This window comes from Geomonas paludis (genome assembly GCF_014193585.1).
In the GTDB taxonomy this organism is placed as follows: domain Bacteria; phylum Desulfobacterota; class Desulfuromonadia; order Geobacterales; family Geobacteraceae; genus Geomonas; species Geomonas paludis.
Genome location: NZ_BLXY01000001.1, coordinates 900,851 through 922,074, shown reverse-complemented (window position 1 = coordinate 922,074; position 21,224 = coordinate 900,851). Strand labels below are relative to the sequence as shown.

Here is a 21,224-nt window from a genome sequence, read left to right as displayed (position 1 = left end):
ATGCAGGTTTTAACATATCGGCAGCGCTGGCGTTACCATTTTCTTTGCCAGGCGAGCCAAGCGCGCAAAAGCCGCTGCACCGGGGGGGTGAGGCGGCGGCGCTGGTAGGCGTCGGCGAGCTTGCGCCACGACTCCGACTGGGTGGGATAGGGGTGGATGGTGTTGCCGATGGCGACCAGGCCGAGCCCGGAGCCGATGGCCAGGGTGATCTCGCTGATCATCTCCCCCGCGTGCCGTGCCACCAGGGTCGCCCCCAGGATGGTGTCGCTCCCCTTCTTCAGGTGCACCCGGGCGAAGCCCTGCTCCTCGCCGTCCAAAACGGCACGGTCCACCTCGGCGAAGGGGACGGTGAACGTGTCCACCTCGATGCCGCGCGCCGCGGCCTCCGCCGGGTACATGCCGACGTGGGCCACCTCGGGGTCGGTGTAGGTGCACCAGGGGATAGTGAGTGCTGAATTCTTGCGCCTCCCCTTGAAGAGCGCGTTGGCAATGAGGATGCGGGCCTGGGCGTCGGCGTTGTGGGTGAAGCGCAGGCGCGAGCAGACGTCGCCGGCGGCGTAGACGCGGGGGTTGGTGGTCTGCAGGGTGTCGCTCACCGTGATCCCGTTGCGGTCGTAAGCGATCCCGGCCTCTTCGAGCCCAAGCCCCTCCACGTTGGGGGCGCGGCCGGCGCCGACCAGTATTTCGGCCACCTCCACCTCGAACGGCACCCCTTGCCGCTGCAGCCGCAACAGCTTGCTGCCGCCGCGCCGCTCGACGGCGAGTACCTCGGTGCCCAGATGCACCGCTATCCCTTCCTGTCGGAAAGACTCCGCTACCATGGCGGCCGCGTCGGGGTCGTCGCGCCCCAGGAGCTGCCCCCCCGGCTCAACGAGGGTCACCTGCGCGCCGAAGCGGGCAAAAGCCTGTGCCAGTTCGCAGCCGATGGGACCGCCGCCGACCACCGCCAGCGTCGCCGGGAGCTCCGTAAGCGAGAAGACGGTTTCGTTGGTGAGATAGCCGGCGTCCGAAAGGCCGGGGATGGGGGGGACTGCGGCTCGGGCGCCGGTGCAGAGGGCGGCACGGGCGAACTTCAGTTCGGCCCCGGCCACTGCCACGCGGTCCGCCGCGGTGAAGGACGCCGCGCCGAAGAAGACGTCGACGCCCAGCTCGTCCCGGAAACGCCGCGCCGCGTCGTGCCGGCTGATGCCGGCCCTCAGGCGCCGTAGCCGCTCCATGGCGACGCCGAAATCGGCGCCCACCCCTTCGCCCCCGACCACCCCGAATCCTCCGCCGGAACGGGCATCGAAGACGGCGCGGGCCGCCCGCAAAAGCGCCTTGGAGGGGACGCAGCCGACGTTCAGGCAGTCGCCGCCCAAGAAACCACGTTCCACCAGGGCCACCCGCGCCCCCAGACCGGCGGCCCCCGCAGCGCAGACCAGCCCCGCGGTACCGGCACCCAGCACCACCAGGTTGTAGCGGTCGGCCGGTTCGGGGTTGTGCCACCCCTCCGGGTGCACGCTCGCCGCAAGCAGGCGGTTTTCCTCGCTGTCCGGCAAGATATCCAGGTCGTTAGTCGTCACGGTCGTTCCCGCTGTGCGCTGCCGCGCCCGGCAACATGCTGAAATATCGTCCATTGAAGGGGCCGAATGAAGCTTTGTTTCGATAATTCCCGGTGCACTTTTGCTCCTTTTCCCTTATCATTTTTATCATAATAACGACAGGGGCGCCGGGCCAATTAAAAGCAGTACGGGGCCCCTTGGGCTAACCCCTTTGAATCACAGCATCGACAGGAGCCGCAGGGCTCATTTGGCCCACAACACGGAGGACCCCATGAGCGGAGCAGTTGGGACGAAGGGCAGGACCGAAATTCGTTCCGAAAGGAGCAGCTCGAAAAATACCGCTAAAACCGCGCGCCTTTCCCGCAACGAACTGGCCGCGGAATTGAAACTTTACGCCGACCTTTACGAGCATGCACCGGTTGCCCACATCACCCTGGACCGCTTCGGGGTCATCCGCGCCGTCAACCTGACCGGAGCCAGCATGCTCGGGGTGGAACGGGACTCCCTGCTGGGCCGCTCCTTTGCCGACCTGTTCAGCGAAACCTCCCGCCCTCCCCTGTCCGAGTTTTTCGAGCGCCTGCTCGCTTCCAACCAAAGCAGTTCCTGCAACGCCCTCCTCTCCGACTCCGGCAATGCCCTGCAACAGCTGCGCATCGAAGCCATCCCCTGCCGGGACGGCTCCGAGATCAGGCTGGCCCTGATCGGCATTACCGAAAGCGAAAGAGCAGCCAAGGCGCTGCAGATCTCCGAGGCGCGCTACCGCGGGCTGTTCGAGGCCGCCAAGGACGGCATCATGATCGTCGATGCCGCCACCGGCGAGATCCACGACGTCAACCCGTTCCTGGTGGAGATGCTGGGATACCAGCGGGACGAGATGGTGGGGAGGCTGCTCTGGGAAGTGCCGCCGCTCACCCCCCTAGCCGCGAGCCAGACCGAGTTCGCCGTGCTCCAGCACCGGGACTACCTGCACAACGACGACCTGCGCCTTTTGACGCGCGACGGCCGCAGCGTGATCGTGGAGGTGGTCCTCACCGGCTACCGCATCGACCGCAGCAAGGTGCTGCAGTTCAATATCCGCGACATCACGGTGCGCAAGAACGCGGAGGAAGCGCTCTTGAAAAGCGAAGAGCAGTGCCGCACCATCGTCAGCAACATCAACGAGTACGTCTACAGCGTCCGCTTCGAAGAGGGCGACATCAAGTCCATCTACCACAGCCCCAAGTGCCTCGACATCACAGGCTACAGCCCGGAGGAATACTACCGCGACCCCCTTTTATGGTTCACCATGATCCACGAAGAGGACCGCAACCAGGTGGTCCAGTTCCTGAACAGCATCTTCGCCGGCGAAGACCAGGACCCGATCCGGCACCGGATCGTGCACAAGGACGGCTCGATACGCTGGATCCTGAACAACTGCGCCGTGCAGCGCATCCGCAAGGGGGGGCGCGTCGCCATCTCGCGCCTGGACGGCTTCATCCTCGACATCACCGACATCAAGCGGGCCGAGGAGAACATCTTCTTCCTGGCCCACCACGACCCGCTCACCAAGCTCCCCAACCGCAGCACCCTCTACGCCAGGATCGAGGACGTGCTCCGGGTGGCCCAGAAAACGCGCACCAGCGTGGCCCTTTTGTTCCTCGACATCGACGGCTTCAAGCAGATCAACGACTCCATGGGGCACGACGTGGGGGACCGGCTGCTGCAGTCGGTGGCGCGCAAGCTCGGTGACTGCACCCGCTCCTGTGACGTGGTGGCGCGCCTCGGGGGGGACGAGTTCGTGGTGGTGCTCTGGGACTGCGGCGTGAGCGAAACCAGCGTGGTGGCTGAGAAGATCGTCAATGCCGGGTTCCCGCTGCAGGGGACCAACGTGATCGTGACCCCCAGCATCGGCATCAGCCTCTACCCCGACGACGGCAAGGATTACCTCGCCCTGCTGAAGCACGCCGACATCGCCATGTACCACGCCAAGAAGCTGGGGGGTAACAACTTCCAGTTCTTCACCCACAAGTTGAACGAGATGGCGCACGAGCGCTTCGCCCTGGAGGCCGAATTGCGGCACGCGCTGGAACACGGCGAGTTCGTGCTGCACTACCAGCCCAAGGTGGACCTGGCCACCGGCCACTTCACCAGCATGGAGGCGCTGATCCGCTGGCAGCACCCGCAACGCGGCCTGATCATGCCGGAGCATTTCATCCAGATCGCCGAGGAAAGCGGCCTTTTGCACCAGATCAGCAAGTGGATCATCCCCACCGTCTGCCGCCAGATCCGGCAGTGGCAGCAGCAGGGGCTGGGGCAGGTCTCCGCCGCGGTCAACCTCTCGGCGAGCTTCTTCCAGCACCGCGACTTCGAAGAGACCATCGAGGCGTCGCTGCTGGAAACCGGCATCCCGCCGGAGTCCCTGGAACTGGAGCTCACCGAGGCGACCATCATGAGCGACCCGCAGCGGGTCCTGGGGAGCATGGCCGCCATGAAGGCGCTCGGCCTGCAGCTTTCCATCGACGACTTCGGCACCGGCTACTCCAGCCTCAGCTACCTGAAGAAGCTGCCGGTGGACAAACTGAAGATCGACCAGTCCTTCATCCGCAACATCGCCCGCGACAACGACAACGCCGCCGTGGTGCGGGCCGTGATCAGCATCGGGCGCAGCATGCAGCTCAGGGTGATCGCGGAGGGGGTGGAGAACGCTTCCCAGCTCGCCTGGCTGCAGGCCGAGGGGAGCGAGGAGGCCCAAGGGTACTACTTCAGCCGCCCGGTGCCGGTGCAGAAGATGACCGCGCTGCTCAGGGAAAAGGCCAACTTCCTGCACAACCCGCGCGGCCGGGTGCAGGCGAGGCAGTTTTAAGTAGCGGTATGCGGGCAGTCCGCCGCTGGCGGGCCTCCCCCTCCCTTGACGGGAGGGGGCCGGGGGGTGGGTGAAGCCGCAAGCCGTGATGGCACCCTCCCACCCCCTAACCCCCTCCCGCAAGGGGAGGGGGAGAAAGAGTGCACCCGGCAGCTGTAAAAAAAGAGGCCGGCGCAGGGAAATACCACCTTCCCCTGCGCCGGCCTTTTTCTCATCAACCCGGTACGGCACGCGCCGCACCGTTACCGGTCAATCCTCGTCGTTGTCGTTGTCGTCGTCGTTCCAGCCGTGATCCCGGTGGCCGGTGTCATCCTCGTCCATTTCCTGCTGCTGCATCGGCCCAAACCGGTGCATCATCTCGTGGTGGTTCCTTTCCATCTCGTCGGTCATCTCGGCCCGCTGGCGCACCATCCTGGCCACGATCCCGGCGACCAGGTCCAGCTTTTTCTCGCGCGGCGCCTGCTCCATGTCGCGCACCAGCGCCGCGAGCTCGGCATCCTGCCCTTTCACCTTCTGCAGCATGCTCTCCATCATCATCCCGTGCCCGCCGGGGCCGCCGCGCCACCCCATCATCCCCGCCCCCTGCCCGGGGGCGCAGCCGGGGGCGCCGCAACCGGCGAGCATCGGCTCGACATGCCGCTTCACCTGGTCCGAGTCGATGCGGTCCTCCCGCACCAACAGCTCCAGGTCCCTCAGATGGCTCTTCACCTGCACCAGGTGCTGGTCCATCATACGCTGCCGCTCGGGCGGCACCTCGCCCGCTACCGACGCGCGGTACTTCTCCATTTCGTCGACGCTGCGCCTCATCTCGGCCACCGCCACCCGCGCCAGCTGCGGCGACACCGTGGTGCCGTCCTCCGCTGCGGCGTAAAGGAGACGGCCGAAGTTGGCGACGTTTCTGTGGTAGGCCATCATCAGCTGCTGCTGGGGGGAGCGCATCATCTGTTGCCCCATCGGTCTCTTCATGACGTACCCGGGGGAACCGGGCACCGCGTCCGCCATCTGGATCGGGCCAGGGGCGGTCGGACCGGCAGCAAAGGCCGGCAAAGCGGCAAGGAGTGCTAACACTGTCAAAACTGTTTTCACTGGCGATCCCCCTGGCTTGAGTCCGAGCCGGGGCGCGCGGCCCCGGCTCTTTGTCTGCAGTGCCACTGGCTAAAGCGGCCTGCGTCCCTGTATCAGGTTCAGTATAACGATGATGATGGCAATCACCAGCAAGAGGTGAATGAAACCACCCAAGGTATAGCTGGTCACCAGCCCCAGCAGCCACAGTACCAGAAGGATTACTACAATGGTCCAAAGCATCTCTGCCTCCTTTGGGAGCCTTCCCTTGCCTGCCGGAGCTCCACCTCGTGTTTCACTTGCCCACCCTGAGGTTGGTCAGGTTGTGCATCAGGCCGAATACGTTCAAAAGCCACAGCACTACCACGATGACCACCACCGCGTTGAGTATCGACTTGATCGATCCCGCCATGGGGATGTAGGTGTTCACCAGCCACAGCAGGACCCCGACCACGATGAGAACCAGTATCACGTGTACCAACGGCATGAAGCACCTCCTCTTGGACCGGCTTTCCGCTGCAACTCGGGGTAGCGCCGCGATCACCAGCAGAGCGACCGCAGCCACCACCGGGCATCCGGGAAACTCCCGCGAAGGCACCCTCCGCAGCGTTGTCTCCACCCGGTGGCAGGCCAGGTGCGGCGCTATTTCTCCAGTTTTTTCTCCGCCTTACCGACGTTCTTCTCGACCTTGCCGGTAATTTTTTCCCCCCTGCCCTGTTGCTCCATGGAAACGTTGCGGGTGGTTTTTCCAACCGATTCTTTAACCTGTCCTTTCAACTCATGCATTTTCCCTTTGCTTTGGTCTTTCGTGCTCGGTTTCATGATGTACCTCCTGAGATGCTTTTGTGCTGGAGGGTGCAGGTTGCATGGTGGCTGCGGTCGCTCTGCTGGCGATCTGACAAGGAAACGGGTAAATAATTAATTTTTATTAATTTTGCAACCTGACAAGTTTATAGTGCGCCGCTTTTGTGTCAAGCGGTGGTGGCGGGAAGCGCGGAACGACAGGGGAGGGCAGTTATTTTTTGTGCTTTGGGGGAGGAACCAGGAACTTGGCGTGGTCGGGGTGCCGGCACAGGTACTGGTGGCCAAAGGACATGGCGTAGGGGCAGGATCGTTTCCTGGGCAGGCAGATGGAAAAGGCGGGGACCAGCGAACGGGTGCGACAGGAGGCGTCGCCGGGCTCACCGGGGGCGGCATCGGAGCCGGAGGCGATCTCCTCGGCGCGATTTTCGGCGTAACCGCGCAGCTTGCTCGGCTCAACCTCTACGCGTTCCGGCGTATCCTCTCGGTCGTCTTTCGTGGACATCTCCAGCTCCTGGCGGGTTTGCTGACTCAGACCAGCGCCAGTATGCGGTGAAGCGCCCTGCAAATAAATAGGAGAATCGGCAGGCCCCACTGCGGCATCTCACACGGTGCCCGGAGGCGGCCCGGGCATTACTTCAAAGAGGTCAACCCCTGGCGCACCGCGTACTTGGTCAACTCGGCAATGCTGAACAGGTCCAGCTTTTTCATGATGCTGTGGCGCTGGTTTTCCACGGTCTTCACGCTGACGCCGAAGGCGAAGGCGATCTCCTTGGCGTTGGAGCCGTTGGCGATGAGCTGCAGGATCTCTCTTTCCCGGGTGGAGAGGTTCTCGTAGGTCGCCGGGACGTCTTCGGGGATGCGCTGCAGGTATTCCTTGATCAACAGCGTGGTGACCCGCGAGGGGAGGTAGGTCTCGCCGGCGGCGACGGCGCGGATGGCGGTGGCGAGCTCGGAAAAGGCGGCGTCCTTGAGCACGTAGCCGTTGGCCCCCGCTTTCAACACTTCGACCACGAAGCGGCGGTCCGACTCCATGGAGAGGGCCAGCACCTTCACCTCGGGGAAGGCGGACGTGATGCTGCGGGTGGCGTCGATGCCGTTGGTGTCCGGCATGGAGATGTCCATGACGATGATGTCGGGGCGCTCCTCGCGGGTCAGCCTGATCGCCTCCGCACCGGTCCCGGCCTCGGCGCTCACCATCATGTCCTCTTCCTTGTCGATCAGCGCGCGCAGCCCTTGGCGCACGATGGCGTGGTCGTCGGCGATCAAAATCTTCATCTTCATCTCTCCCCCCTTACGGCCCTAGCAGGACAGCGGCACCTCGATGGTAGCCACGGTCCCACCTGTTTTCTTGTTGATGACGGTCAAATTCCCGCCCAGATGCTCTATCTTCTGCCTCACGTTGGCGAGGCCGAAACCACCGCTTCGGGTCTCCGCCGCGTCCTGTTCCTGCCCGCAACCTACCCCGTCGTCTTCTACCGCGATCACCAGCGACTGCTCGCACCGTGACAACGCCACCCTGCAGCGCAGCGTCCCGGCATGTTTGACCACGTTCAGCATCAGTTCCCGGACGGCCTGGAAGACGGTGGAGCGGATCTCGTAGGGCAAGGTCTTGTCCCTGCCGTCATCCTCGAATTCGGCCTGCAGCCCGAAATCCACGCTGAGTTCCTCGCCGAGCCAGCGCAGCGCCGCCTCCAGCCCCGCGCTGGCCAGCAGCGGCGGGCGCAGCTGGAAGGTGAGCGACCTGATGTCCTGTATGGTCTGCTGGACCAGGGCCCCGACCGCCTCGGCCTCGTTCTCGCAGTCGCCGCCGGGGACGCTGCTGGCCAGGCCGTCCAGCTTGATCTTGGCCAGGATGAGCCGCTGGCCGACCTGGTCGTGCAGCTCGCTGGCAATCCGGTCCCGCTCCCGCTCCTCCGCCATGGCGAGGTCCAGGGCCATGTCCTGCAGCTTCTGCTGCTGCGCCAACAGCTCGACCTCCACCTTTTTGCGGATCTCGATCTCCTGGGTCAAGTGCTCGTTGATGAGCTGCAGCTTGGCGGTCCTCTGCTGCACTTCCTCCTCGAGGTGCTGGCGCACCCCCGCCAGCATCTCCTCGACCCGCTTGCGCTCGGTGATGTCCAGCACCACCCCCATGACCCCGCTCACCTCCCCTCCCTCCGAGCTGAGGGGCTGGTAGCTTGCCAGCCAGTGGTGCTGCGCCGGGTCGTCCGGATCCGTCCTTCCCTGCACCTCGACGTTCAGGACGCACTCGCCCCGCTCCAGGACGGGGCGCCAACTCTCCGTGATGCGCGCAGCCAGCTCCGGCGGCAGCACCTCGTCGATGCGGCGCCCCACGTGCTCGCAGATGCTCTTGCCGTTGATTCTGGCCAAGTGCTCGTTGAGACGCAGGTAGCGCAGGTCGCGGTCCACGACGAAGAGCCCCACCGGGGTGTGGGTATAGATGTTGGCCAGTTCCTGCAGCTGCATCCGGTAACGCTTCTCGCTGTCGTGCAGGGCCTGGGTGTAGTCCCGGATCTTTTGGGTGACGCTGTTGAAAACCCGGGCCAGTTCCGCCAGTTCGTCCTTCCCCTCGACCTCGATGCCGCGACTCAGGTCCCCGGCGGCGATGACATCGACGCCGCGCTTGATGGCGGCCATGCGCCGGTGCAGCACCCGGTTCAGAAAGGCGGCATTGAGGATGGCGACCAGCGCCATCAGGATGACCAGCAGCAGGGTGAGGTAGATCATCCTCTTGCTGGCATGCTGGAAACGGTCCCGGGCCAGTTGCTGCAGGTTCACCGCCTCCTGCTGCAGCGCGGAGTCCTTGAGCATGATCTGGCTGTAGAGCCGGCTGGCGAATTCATCGTGATGGGCCACCGCCGGATCGGCAGCGGAGACCCGGCGGACCTGCTCGACCAGCCGTTTCGATATCTGCACCGAATCGGCCAGGTCATGCCGGCTTCGCTCCAGGATCTGCTCCGCCGCACCGCCGTCAAGCTGCGGCAACCCCTCTGCCAGCAGGCGCGTGGCGGCGTCGTTGAGGGCGAACCACTGTTGTCTGGCCCGCTCCACGGCAAAGAGGAAATACTCGTCCCGCATGGTGGCACGGTGGAACACGGTGGCCTGGATCTGGTCCGCCACGACGTGGTTCTGCTCGGCCAGGGTGACCTCCCTGGAGGACCAAGCCAGTAACCCCGTCACGATCACGAGCAGCGTGAAGGAGAGCAGCGAGATTATCCTGAGTCTACGGGCGAAGGTCACTTTTCAGCACCTGCCGGTCCACCGCCTGCGGCTTCACCGCCAGAAGCGGGCGCGGGTCCAGGTAGTCCAGGTAGTTGGGCATGGGCGCCTCGCGCACCAGGCGAGACTTCCCGGACCAGCGCGTCTCGTCCTCCAACGAGATCAGCAGGGCGTGGTCCAGGCCTACGGTGCGCGCGCTCTCACCCCAGCACTGGGCAAGCACCTCCCGGGGCAGGCCGGAGGCGGTGGCCACGATGGCCTGGGCCTCGTTGGGGTTGGCGGCGGCGAACTGCTCGGCGCGGACCAGGGCGCGCAAAAGCCGCCGCATCGCCTCCTGGTTCTCCGCCACGTACGAGGTCTTGCCGGCTACGACGAAGGTCTCGGTATAGATATAGGGGTCCTCGAAAGGGACACTTCTCCCGGCAAGGCTCCCGGCGATGATCCTGTAGTCGGGGCCCCAGGTCGACACGGCGTCGACGCGCCCGGCGAGGAGCGCGTCCCGCATCTGCTCCGGCGCCAGGGAGACCGGGATGATGTCCTCGCCGCTCAAGCCATTGGCGGTAAGAAAGGAGGAAAGGAACATGTGGTTGGTAGTCCCGGGCGTGAAGCCGACCCGCCGCCGCATGAGGTCGCCGGGGCTGGTGATACCGCTTTTGCTGTCGGCAAGGATGACGTGATTCTTGTTGGAGGTGAAGATGCTGGCCAGGAGGGAGAGTTTGTGCCCCTGCAGGGCTGCGAACATGACCGGGGTCTCGGCGACTGTGGCGATGTCGGCCTTCCCTTCCAGCACCGCCTGCAGCGCTTCTTTGCCGTAGCTGAAACGGTACGCCTCGACGTCCAGCCCCTCCTCCCGCAGGAAGCCGCGGGCGAGGGCGATGTGGACCAGCGCGCAGTCATGCAGGGTGGCATAGGCCAGGCGCAGGGGGAGGGGCGGACCCGTCTGGTGCCGAACGGGGCTTTGGCAGCCGGCCAGGCACAGCAACAGTATCAGTATCAGCGCGGCTCTCAGCGTCCACTCCTTTAGGTCCGGCGCAGCTTCTGCAGGCTTTGGTGACGACAGCCGCACCCTGACGACTGTCATAAACGCGTGGCATCCACGCTTTATCGCACAGTTTACGACCAAATATATGACAACTAACTAACAAAGTGCAATTAATTTTACGATAGAGTAGGCAATTACCCCCAAGCAGGAAGAAGAAAAAAAAACAAGGGCAGCCTTTTTGAGCCTGCCCTTGTCATACCGATGACTGTTATTGGCGCCCTTTCCGGTGCTATGACTGTATTCCCGTCACTTGGATGCTTTGCCGCTTTTCGCCGGCTTCACGTACTTGGCAAACCGGGCGGGAAGTTTCGCGGACCCTGCCGCGGGGTACTTGGGGAGCTGGGCCGAGAGCCTGGCAATACGCTGGTCCAGCGGCGGGTGGGTCGAGAACCAGGAGCCGTTTTTGGTCGCGGTCGCCTCCAGCTTCTTGAGCTTTTGCAGCACGCTCACCATGGCGCCGGGGTCGTACCCGGTGCGATAGGTCGTCTCCAGCGCGGCCTGGTCCGCCTCGTACTCCATCCCCTGGTCCAGCCCCTTGTCGAACAGGGTGTTCTGCAGGTCCCCCATCATCGATTCGAACTGCTGCCCCTTGGCCCCCTTCATGTTGGCCGCGGTGATGGTGGCAGCCCCCTGCAGGAATTGCGCGCGCCGGATGCTTTTCAGCGCGTGTTTCTCGGCCACGTGCCCCACCTCGTGCGCCAGGACGGCGGCGAGCTCGGCCTCGTTGTCCAGCACGTCGAGCAGCCCGCGGCTGATGAAAACGATGCCGCCGGGGGCGGCGAAGGCGTTCTGCACCGGGCTGTCCAGCACCACGAAGCGGTACGGGATGGTGGAGCGACGGCTGTTTCTGGCCACGGCGTTCCCCACCAGGTTCACGTACTTCTGCAGCGCCTCGTTCTGCACCGGCTTGCCGAAGCGCTGCATGCTGTCCAGCGCGAGGCTCTCACCCACGGTGCACTCGGTCTGGTAGGTCATCTCCTGCGACGAGGAGAGCACCTGGGTGGCCCCGGAAAGGATCTTCCCCTCCTTGGAATCGGGCTTCATCAGGTTGTCGATGGTGTCCTGCCATCCGGCGTGGGCCTGTGCGGCGACCAGGCAGGAGAGCGCGATAAGCGGTAAAAGACGTAGTTTGTTCATGGCTCTCTCCTTACTGGGCGTACTCGCCGATTTTACCTTCCTTGAGGAAGGCCTTGACCTCGTTGTTGGACACCTTGCGCGCCAGGATCTTGTCCAGTTCCTTCTTCAGGGCCTCCGGCGTGCCGTGCTGCTTGGCGTAGGCGGCGGCCTCCGGGGAGAGTCCGCGCACGCTGCGGGCGCTGTCGGCCTTGGCGGTGTTGATCTGGCTCTTCTGCATGCTGGCGCCGAGCAGGCCGTCCCCTGCGCCGACCTCGGCGACCGGCTGGGTGTCGGAAACGCGCCCCGCGTAGACCCACCCATCCTTGCCGTCCACGGTCTGCACCTTGAGCCAGCGCCCCTCCCCTTCCACGAGGGTCAACTCCGCGCCCACCGGCAGGTCGGCGAGGTTGGCCGCACTCACCGACTGTTCCTTCTTGAGGGTGGTCCCCTCGCTCACCACCCACCGTTTTTCGGCGCTAAATGCCTGCCCCGCGCACAGGGCCAGAAGCAGCAGCGCGCCGCCTAAAGCTCTCTTCTCCATGGTTTCACCTCCGTGAATCGGCCGGAGCGGTTCCGGCCGGCGTTGTACGTAGTGATCAAAATCGAACGGCTTCCTGCTCTCCCCCTCCCTTGACGGGCCTGCGCGCCGAAGCGCTTCGTCCCGCGAAGGCGGGAGGGGGGGCTTTTAGCTGGGTCCGGCGGTTTTTTGTCCTTTACTTGTAATCTCCGGTCAGTACGAACGCCCCCCAGTAGCCGGGGTGCGGGTAGCGGTTCCTTACGTGCAGCATGGCCAGCCTGAGCGCCTGGGCCTTGTCGCTGCGGCTGTAGTCCCGGTAGAACTGCTTCATCAGTATGGCGCTGGAGACGTCGGAGACGCGCCAGAGGCTGGAGACCAGGGCATGGGTCCCGGCGAAGAGGAAGGCGCGGTTCATGCCGATCACGTCGTCGCCGCTCTTCACGTCGCCCAGGCCGGTCTGGCAGGCGGAAAGCACCACCAGGTCCGCCTTGATGTCCAGCCCGAACACCTCCTCGGCCTGCAGCCGGCCGTCATTCCTGCCGTCCCTGGCCAGCCGGATCGAGGAGAAGAGCGGGTTGACGGTGTCGAACTCGCCGTGCGAGGCGAGATGAATGATACCGAACTTGGCGATGTTCTCACGCACCCAGCTCTCGGTGGCCCGCTCCCGGGTCAGGGTGGTCACGTCGCTGTAGTTCCAGCGCAGGGTCCCGGCCTCCTTCTCGGCGAAGGGAAGGTCCAGGGCGGAGTTGCCCAGGTCGGGGTTGCCGATGGCCAGGATGCGCAGGTTCTTTCCCGCCTGGCGCCGGGCCAGGGTGTGCCGGTACACCGAGGCGGCGGGGAGGTGGAACAGGGTGTGCCGGTCCACCAGGTAGTCGCGGCCGTCGTAGAGGGTGGCGAAGGAGAGGTAATGCAGGCTGCCGTGCGGCACGATCCCCACCGCCTGCCCCTCGGGCACGCCGGAAAGCGGCTCGGACAGCAGGATCCGGTGCAGATCGCGGGAGTTCTGCTCCAGGGGCTCCAGGTTCTGCAGCATGCGCCGGTAGGTGGCGATCTTCTCCGCCATTTCCCGCGCGGAGGCCTTGAGCACGAAGAGCCGCGAGCCCTGCCGCTCCAGGCGCCAGCACAGGAGCCGGTCCGGAAGCTGGTAATAGGACAACAGCGTCACCCCCGGCTCCAGCAGGGACTCCACCTCGGCCACGGTCACCGGGGCCACCTTGACCAGCGAAAGGAGCTCGGGGCGGCGCCGTTCGATATCGAGCAGGAGATCCTGGTACTCGCCGCGCAGCTTGTCCAGCGCGGCCGCATACATGGTGCGTTCGGCCGGATTCGCCGCCTGCAGGGCGAGCTGCTCCTGTTCCTGGATCTGCTCCCGCAGGCGCGCCTGGCGGTCGTAGAGGTCCTGGTCGGCGCCACCGGAGAGCGAGAGGCGCTGCCGCCCCAGGATGTCGATCAGGTTCCTGGCGCGGGAGCGCTCGGCGACGGCAAAGGCCTCGTCGCTACGGCCAAGCTCCACGAGGAGCCCCACCAGCCCCTGGTAGACGTCCATCTTGTCGGCCAGGAAGCCGTCCTTCAACTGGTCCAGCTTGATCTCGGCGCGCAGCCCCTCCACCGTCTCCAGCGCCTGCCGGTAGGAGGCGACGGCTGCGTCGCGGTCACCGCCCTGCTCCTTCAGCCGCGCGAGACCGAGCAGGGCGCGCCAGCGCACCTCCCGGAGCAACATGGCGTCGGCCAGTTCCAGCGCCTTGGCGTAGCTTTCGGCGGCGGGGCCGCCCTGGTTGCTGCGGGCCCGGGCATCCCCCAGCGCCAGGTGGATCTTGGCCTGATTCACCTTGTCGCCGATGGCGTCGGCAAGAGCCGCCGCCTCGGTGAGCAGCTTCAGCGCGCCCGCCGGGTCCCCCATCTTGAGCCGGGTCTGGCCGAGGTTCCTGAGATCATAGGCGATGGCCCAGCGCGAGCCGAGGGCGCGGTCGATGGCCAGGGCCTGCCCCAGGCTTTCCAGCGCCCCCTGGTAGTCGCCCGACTCGCGCCGCACGAGACCGATGTTGTTCAGCGTGGTAGCGCTCTCGTCGCGGCGCACCTCGAGCTTGCCGGCCAACTCCAGTGCCTGTCGCAGCTCGACCAGGGCGCGCCTGTTGTCCCCCAGGGTCCACCAGATCAGGCCGCCGGTGTTCTTGGCCATCACCTGCTCCAGCGCCCAGTTCTCCTTGAGTGCCGCCTTTTCCACCTGCTCGCGCAGGTCGAAGGCCTCCTGGTAGCGCCCCTGGAACCAGGCGTTGTTCCCCTGCTCCAGGACGATCCTCATCCGGGTCTTCAGCTCGGTGCTGCCCACCTTGGCCAGCGCCTCCCGATAGAGGGCATCGGCGGCGGGGAAGTTCCCCAGGAGGCGCTGGCAGCGGCCGCGCTCCAGGATGGTCTCGGCCTCCAGCGCAGCGCTGCCGCTCTTCGCGTAGAGTTCCTGGGCCTTGCGATAGTAGCTTTCGGCGACGGCGAACTGGTTCAAGCGCAGGTCGAAGATGCGGCCGAGGTTGCGGTACTGGTCGGCCAGGTTCAGATCGTCCTTCAACTGGGCGCGCAGCCCGGCGGCCTCCTCGAAGAGCGAGCGTGCGGCGGGGTAGTCGACCGCGTTTTCCATGACCACTCCGAAGTCGGACAGCGCCGACGCCTGGTCCTTGGTGAGCCCCAGGTCGGCGAAGATGGAGATCCCCTCCTTGAGCGCGGCGGTAGCCTCCTTGAAGTGCTCCAGGCGCCCCTGCAACAGCCCCAGCCGCAACAGGGCGTCGGCGTGCTCGGCGGAGTACGGTTTCTCCTTGGCCAGCCGCTGCACCAGGCTGTCGGCATGGCTCACGGCGCGCTCGGTGAAGCCCGCGCCGAAGGCGCTCTCGCGGGCGTGGCGGTGCAGCGCGGCGCGGTTCTTGGCCAGCTCCGGCGTCGCCTCGGCCACCACGAGGGCGTTGTCGAAGAGGGCCAGCGCCTGGGCGTAGCGCCCGTCGTTGTGCGCCTGCACGGCTTTCTTCACGTAGTCGTTGAAGAGCTTCTTGGCCAGGGTGGCGCTTTCGGCGGCGTTGCCGCCCCAGTCGCCGATCAGGAGCCACTCCCCGGTAAGTTCCCGCCGTGTCTGGGCCAGGGACCCGTCGGCGTAGCCCTTGACGAAGGGGGCGAGATCGGCGGGGCGGTCGGCGACAAGGACGCTCGGCACACCGATCAGGGACGCCAGCTGCCCCAGGTGCCAGGCCTGCGCCGTCCCCCCCTTGAGAGCCAGCAGAAGCGACACCGACTCCCCGTCGGCCAGCTGCACCAGGTCATGGCGCACCCCGGCGGCATCCTCCCAGGCGGCGCTGTACGCCCCGCCGGCACCGGGCCGGTTGGGAGCCGAGGCGAGGAGCCCCGCAGCGGCAGGAAGGGCGAGGGTATGGGCATCGGGGAGGCGGGCCGGCAGCCCATCGGCCGGGAGCTTCACAAACGGCGCCTGTGCAGGCCACAGCCCCGCCGGGTCCAGCACCTGGGTCCGCAGCGGGCGGCGCCCCTCCACGCTCTTCAGCAACTGGCTCGCGCTCACCCCCCAGCTGAGCGGGGTGGCGAAGGCGAACTGTTCCGGCCGCTCATAGATGGCGACTTGGGCGGGGTCGTTGAGACGGGCCGCGACCGCGGCGCGCGGCAGGGTCTCGGCAGTGATGCCGTCCCTGGCACCGAAGGAGAAGACCAGGAAGCGGTCGCCGGGGAGCGCGACCAGGCGCAGCACGGGGCGTCCCGGGAGCCGCTCCATGACGTCGATGGCCTCGGCAGGCTGCGGCGTCAGGGCCCGGCACAGCTTGGCGCCTTTGCCGGAGGAGCACTCCTTGCGGAAGGAGGCGAGGAGCGCCGCGAAGCGCTCCCGTTCACCGGCGCTGCCGCCGGAGAGCGCGGCCGACGAGGCGGCGAGGCGGAGCGCGCCGGGGCCGGCGACCGCGTAGTACGGCGGAAGGAGTTCCAGTTTTTTGCCCAGGAGCGCATCCAGGACGGTCTCTTCCTGTTGTGCGCGCAGTTTCAGGTAGGCGGCGTCCTCCGGTGCGGCCTTGGCGAGAGCGGTGCGCACCCGGTCCAGTTCGGCCAGGTGCGGGGCGGCCTTGGCGAGGAGTTCGACGGTGGCGTCGTCATCGACGCCGAGGAGGCTCCTGCCGAGAATCTGCACCCGCTCCAACTCCGAGAGCCGCTCCACCAGTGCGAAGCCCTGCTCCGGGTCCTTGGCCGAGAGCGCCTCGATGCGCGGGGCGAAGCGCTCGGTGAGTTCGCCGAGGCGCAGGTCGTACTCCGAGGCCGGGAGGCGGTCCAGGAGTTTGAGGGCGCCATCGTAGTCACCCAGCGCCGCCTGTGCGCGCCAGGCCATGGCGTCGTGGCCGGTAGTGCGCGCCTCGGCCAGCGCCGCGGTGTACCCGGCCTGGGCGGCGTCGGCGAGCCCCAGCGAGGCCAGCGCCGCGGCACGGTTCAGGCGCGCCGCCAGGCGCGCCCGCTCAGTAGTCTGACTTGTCAGACTTGTCGGACCAGTCGGACCGGTCTGACCGGTCTGACCCGCGCCAGCTTTCAGAACCTTGTCCCAGGCGGCTATGGCCCGGTACACCAGCGCCTGCCCGCTACCGTCGTCGGGGCGGCCGGAGGCGAGGCGGGCCAGGATGGCGCCGGCGTCGTTGCCGTAGCGGGCCACGGCGTCGGGAGGCAGGGCGTCGCGGTAGGAATCGGCCAGGGCCGAGCAGGCGGCCTGCGACTTCAAAAACTCCGCCACCTCGCCCGGCGCGGCAGTTTCGGGCAGCAGCATGCCCCAGTTGACCAGGTTCAGCATGGCGCCCACGGCGTTGCCGTTCTTGAGCGCGACCGCGGTCGCCTTCCTGAAGCCGGCAGCCGCGGCGGCACGGTCACCGCGCGCAAAAGCGAGTTGGGCGGCGCGGTGGCTCAGAAGCCCCACCCCGAACAGGTCCCCCTCGGCCACCTGGTCCACCCGCTCCGGATAGCGCCCGAGCAGTTCCCTGCACAGCTTCTCCGCGGTGGCGTTGTCCCCCAGGTCGGTGGCGATGCGCGCGAGGTAGCTCTGCGCCAGGCGCCGCTCCTGCTCGGCCGAGAAACCATAGGCGGCCTCGGTGGCGCCCCCCTTGTTGAGGGCGACGTTGGCGGCCACGTTGATCAGCCCGCCGCCGCGCTTGGGCGCGCTCTTCTGCTCGTGGGGGTACTGGTCCAAGAGCGCCAGCACCTCGGTGAAGCCGTCCCGGGACAGCAACAAGAGCCGCTTCTTCTCGGCGCCGGAGGCGGTCTCGGCCTGGCGGTAGGCGGCGATGCTCGCCGAGCGCCGGTTGGCGGCCAGGTTGCCGTGGCGCCCGAGCGCCCGGTTCAGCCGGTAGGCCTGGTCGAAATGCGCCAGGGCCGGCGGGAAGCGTTCGGCGTCGAAGTTGGCAAGCCCGAGCCGGTCGTGCAGCTCCGCTCCGGTCTCCACCAGGCGCGGCACGTTGTCCAGTTCGCGCTCGACGGCACTCGCCATGGCGTTCAGCTCTAGCAGGTACTTGTCCCCCTGCGGCACACCGGCGCAGGCCGCGGCGGCAAGCTTGCGCTGCCGCGCCAAGAGGCTCCGGAGCGCGGCGTCGAACTTCTGCCACCCGGGTGCCGGGGGTGCCTCCACCCGGTCCGCCCCGAGCAGTTCCAGCTCCGCGTTGATGGCCTGCTGTTCGCTAAGCCGCTGTTCCTGCTGGGGGGAGAGCTTCTGCCCGGCGAAGATGCGCTCGTTGACCCGGCGGGTGAGGCGGCCGAACTGCTCCAGGGAGCGCGCCGGGTCCAGGCGGGACTCGGCCAGCTTGAGGGCCCGGCCGTAGCCGTCGATGGCGGCCTGTTTCTCTCCCACCTGGAAGGCGACCGCACCGTAGCGCTGGTCAAAGAGGAGTTCGGTATCGACGTTGTCGAAGGGGACCCTGGCGGCGAGGCGCTGGCTGTAGAAGCTCCAGGCCGTGGCGTTGCGCCCCAGGAGGTAGGCGATGTTGCCGATGTTGAGCGAGAGGTTGGCGCTGTTCTCCGGGTTTTCCTGGGGATGGTTCAAGAGCTTGGCCCGGCGGTAGAGGTTGAGGGCCCGCTCCAGCCCCCCCTGTTCGCCGTGCACCGTCTCCAGCACCTCGGCGATGTAGCCGCGGGTCTGGAAGGGGTACTCGGAACCGGGCAGCCGTTCCGCTGCCCGCGCGATCAGGCGTTCCCCCTCCTTGAGCGCTTCCTTTCCGGGGAGATAGGTGTAGCAGAGCCCGGCGCCGTAGAGGAGCACCGGGTCGTCCGGGTAGGACTGCAGCATCTTCTGGTACAGCGCCAGCAGTTCCGCGGCCTGCCCCTGGGCGGCGACCGACTTGATGTAGCCGCGGTGCGCCTCCAGACTCCTCCCCTCGTAGCGAATCAGGTCCAGAAAAGCGGCGCGGGCGGCGGAGACCTCGCCCAGGCGGTACAGGCTCTCTCCGGCGGCGAGGCTCTTTCTCAGGTAGGCGGCGCGGGCCAACTGGTACAGCGGCGCGTCCTCGGGGTGCTCCCCCATCTCCTTTTCGTACAGCGCCGTCGCCTCGCCGTAGCGCTCCTCGCGGTAGAGGATCTCGGCCAGCGCGAAGCGGGCCGCGGCGGTCGGGGTGGCGACGGGCGGGAACTGCTCCAGCACGGTGCGGTAGGCGTCCTTGGCCCGAACCCAGTCACCCCCGCGGTAGGCCAAGTCGCCGACCCGGTTCCACGCCCCCATGGCGAGGCGCGGCAGGGTGCTCCGGTACTGCTCGGCCAGTGCAGCCAGGCGCTCCCGCGCGTCGGCGTTTTTCGCGGTCAGCTGGTCCAGGATCTCGGCGATGGCTGCCTCGGCCCACTGTTCCTGCCGGTCGTACTTCCTGGCCACCTCGACCAGGGCCGCGACCGATCCTTCGCCTCCCTCGATCCGGGACAAGAGCCGCGCGCGGCGGTAGGCCGCCTCGGCCAGTATGTCGGGAGCGGCGGCTGTTTCGGCCAGCGCCTTCTCGAAGCGGGCGATGGCGGCCAGCTGGTCCTCGGCGCCGGAGCCATATTCGGCCTGGAGCCGGGCGCCGTCGACCAGGGCCCGCGCCGTCGCGCCGGGTCCCTTCCCCTTCGCCGCCCGAAGCATCTCCTCCTGCGCGTCGGCGATGACACCCTTACGGCGTCCCGCCACCACCACCTCTTCGCAGCGACTCTCCGCCTCCAGGCGCAGCCGGGCGATCTCCGCCAGGGCCGCTTCCCGGAAAGCGGCATAGCGCAGCGCAGACTCGGCGTACCGATCCTGTGCCTGGCTGCGCTCGCCGGCCTGCTCCATCAGTCCGGCCAGGGCCAGCGAGGCCAGCGCCCCTTCCCGTGACGGGGCGTCCTCCCGCGCCAGCACGCGCAGGCAGGCAAGGCGCGCCGTGGCCGGGTCCGCCGGCTGACGCTCCAGGATCACCCGCGCGACCTGCCACTGGGCGGCGACATCCGCCTGCTCCGGGATCTCCCCGGCAGCCGGCAGCGACAGCACCTGCCCCCCCGCCGCCGCGCCCGCCACGAAAAGCACGCGCTCTCCGGCGGGAATCGGGGCCGCGGTGGAAAGCAGGCCAGAGGTGAGCGGGAAGGCGGCCGGGAAACCGTGGCTCCCCGCGCGCTTGAGCTGCAGCCGGAACACGGCGCCCCCGTCGGGCCCGTTGGCGGCATCCCCGACTGGGGGCGCGAAACGGGTGAAGAGGAGGGTGTCGCCGTCCTGCCAGACCGGGTAGAGGTCGCGCTCGGCGCCGGCGGTCAACCGGGTCAGGCGCCCTCCCTGTTGCTCCCAGAGCCAGAGGTCGCCCCCCGGATCCTTGTCGCGGGAGACGAAGGCGATGCGGTTGCCGTCGGGGGAGATTGCCGCAAAGGCCGCGTCGATGCCGACGGGGAGCGCTGCCGCCTTGCCGCTGACAAGTTCCAGGCGCACCAGGTCGCGGCGCTCGACGCCGGGAAGCTGGCGCTGGTAGTAGAGCGCGCTGCCGTCGGGGGCGAAGCCCGGGGCGTCCTCGCCGGCGTCGTTGCCGGTGATGCGTTGCGGCGCCGCGCCCGCCCTGGTCAGGTCGATGAGCCAGATGTCCCCTTTGAGATCGTCGCGCTCGTCGGCGTAGGCGAGCCTGGTCCCGCCGGCATCGAAGGCGGGAGCGGAGATGCGCACCGGCCCCTTGGTCAGAAGGCGCGGCAGTTCCGCTGCGTTGCCGCCCGGGTGCAGCCAGAGCTCGTAGCCCGCATCCCCCTTTTCCACCGTGGCGACCCAGCGGCCGTCCCGGGAGCGCGCAGCGTAGAGCACCGACTGCGGGGTGTAGACCGCCGGGGTCGGCGCCACCTCCGGGCGCGAGCGCGGGGCCGGGCGCGGCGCTGCCGGGGCCAGCAGTTCCTCGCCCAGCGGCACCGCCTGCGCCGTTCCGGAGAGGAGCGCGGCGACGACCAGCAGCAGGGTTACTTTTCTGGCTGCGGCGTTCATCGGGTTACCCATTTCCCGTCATCCTCCTGCACCTTGGTGCCGGGGGCGCTGTTCTGGCGGTTCACCCTGGCGAAGACCTTGCGGATAGCGGGCAAGTCCTTGGCGGTGAAGTTCTCGTTGGTCTGCACCACCCTGAGCATCAGGATCTCGCGGGAGCGGTTCACTTCGTTGACCACCTGGCGGAACTCACCCTCGCCGAAGCGCCCGGCAAACGCCTTCAGGTCGGCCGGGGCTTTCTCCGGGACCTCCCGGCTGAAGCTGGTCAGGGTCCCCTCCAGGTTTTCCCCCACCCAGCCGAGTCGTTTCAGGGCCTCGACATCGTCGGCGTGGAAGGCGATGTTCTCCAGCGCCTGTGCTGCCTCCTGCTGTTCCGGCGAATGTTTGGGCGGGGTTTCCACCTTGCCCGTCGGCGACACGCCGCGCACCGACGCCACCAGGAGCACGTCCTCGGAGAGCGCGTTGTAGGTACCCAGCACCTGGTTTTCCAGCGACGTCCGCTCGCTCACCACGTTCACGTCGACCTTGGCCAGCGTGCAGCCGTAACTACCCGCCAGCAGCAGAGCGGCGACGGAGACGCGGGCAAGAATGGACCATTGACGATGGATAATTGACAACGGGGAGTG

Annotated in this window: 14 protein-coding genes; 1 reads left to right on the top strand and 13 read right to left on the bottom strand. The window is 67.0% G+C overall.

The features are described 5' to 3' along the window. Positions 1-32: 32 nt before the first annotated feature. Positions 33-1,562 carry a mercuric reductase gene (locus tag H7687_RS03715; RefSeq protein WP_246404554.1) on the bottom strand — a complete coding sequence of 510 codons (1,530 nt, stop codon included), beginning with the start codon at positions 1,560-1,562 and terminating at the stop codon, positions 33-35. A 250-nt stretch (positions 1,563-1,812) separates the two neighbouring features. Here H7687_RS03715 and H7687_RS03710 point away from each other — a divergent pair, with 250 nt between their 5' ends. Continuing rightward, a complete protein-coding gene (locus H7687_RS03710; protein WP_183345225.1) occupies positions 1,813-4,383 on the top strand; it encodes a sensor domain-containing protein in 2,571 nt (856 codons plus the stop codon). Positions 4,384-4,632: 249 nt separating this feature from the next. On the opposite strand, the gene H7687_RS03705 is transcribed toward H7687_RS03710, so the two are convergent. The 12 genes from H7687_RS03705 to H7687_RS03650 all read right to left on the bottom strand — a co-directional run bounded on the left by H7687_RS03705 (position 4,633) and on the right by H7687_RS03650 (position 21,215). Further along, the gene (locus H7687_RS03705) at positions 4,633-5,469 is read right to left on the bottom strand and encodes a hypothetical protein (protein ID WP_183345223.1); all 837 of its coding nucleotides are present in this window, start codon (positions 5,467-5,469) and stop codon (positions 4,633-4,635) included. Between the two features lie 69 nt (positions 5,470-5,538). Then, a complete protein-coding gene (locus H7687_RS03700) occupies positions 5,539-5,688 on the bottom strand; it encodes a lmo0937 family membrane protein (protein ID WP_183345221.1) in 150 nt (49 codons plus the stop codon). Positions 5,689-5,740: 52 nt separating this feature from the next. Next, complete coding sequence (locus H7687_RS03695; RefSeq protein ID WP_183345219.1) at positions 5,741-5,932, bottom strand: Thivi_2564 family membrane protein; 192 nt, start codon at positions 5,930-5,932, stop codon at positions 5,741-5,743. Positions 5,933-6,087: 155 nt separating this feature from the next. Then, positions 6,088-6,267 (bottom strand): CsbD family protein, encoded by a 180-nt coding sequence (locus H7687_RS03690; protein WP_183345217.1) that lies wholly within the window; start codon positions 6,265-6,267, stop codon positions 6,088-6,090. Positions 6,268-6,460: 193 nt separating this feature from the next. Continuing rightward, a complete protein-coding gene (locus H7687_RS03685) occupies positions 6,461-6,751 on the bottom strand; it encodes a hypothetical protein (protein WP_183345215.1) in 291 nt (96 codons plus the stop codon). A gap of 128 nt (positions 6,752-6,879) precedes the next feature. Then, complete coding sequence (locus H7687_RS03680; protein ID WP_183345212.1) at positions 6,880-7,530, bottom strand: response regulator transcription factor; 651 nt, start codon at positions 7,528-7,530, stop codon at positions 6,880-6,882. Positions 7,531-7,548: 18 nt separating this feature from the next. Next, complete coding sequence (locus tag H7687_RS03675) at positions 7,549-9,489, bottom strand: sensor histidine kinase (protein ID WP_183345211.1); 1,941 nt, start codon at positions 9,487-9,489, stop codon at positions 7,549-7,551. After that, complete coding sequence (locus tag H7687_RS03670; RefSeq protein ID WP_183345209.1) at positions 9,473-10,549, bottom strand: ABC transporter substrate-binding protein; 1,077 nt, start codon at positions 10,547-10,549, stop codon at positions 9,473-9,475. The genes H7687_RS03675 and H7687_RS03670 overlap by 17 nt, the downstream gene beginning before the upstream one ends. Positions 10,550-10,756: 207 nt before the next feature. After that, positions 10,757-11,647 carry a M48 family metalloprotease gene (locus tag H7687_RS03665; protein ID WP_183345207.1) on the bottom strand — a complete coding sequence of 297 codons (891 nt, stop codon included), beginning with the start codon at positions 11,645-11,647 and terminating at the stop codon, positions 10,757-10,759. 10 nt (positions 11,648-11,657) lie between these two features. Beyond that, positions 11,658-12,167, bottom strand: coding sequence for an SH3 domain-containing protein (locus H7687_RS03660; RefSeq protein WP_183345205.1), 510 nt, complete (start codon positions 12,165-12,167; stop codon positions 11,658-11,660). 172 nt (positions 12,168-12,339) lie between these two features. Further along, entirely contained in the window at positions 12,340-20,613 is an 8,274-nt protein-coding gene (locus H7687_RS03655) for a CHAT domain-containing protein (RefSeq protein WP_183345203.1), read from the bottom strand. Then, the gene (locus tag H7687_RS03650) at positions 20,598-21,215 is read right to left on the bottom strand and encodes a DUF1318 domain-containing protein (RefSeq protein WP_246404552.1); all 618 of its coding nucleotides are present in this window, start codon (positions 21,213-21,215) and stop codon (positions 20,598-20,600) included. The genes H7687_RS03655 and H7687_RS03650 overlap by 16 nt, the downstream gene beginning before the upstream one ends. Positions 21,216-21,224 lie beyond the last annotated feature (9 nt).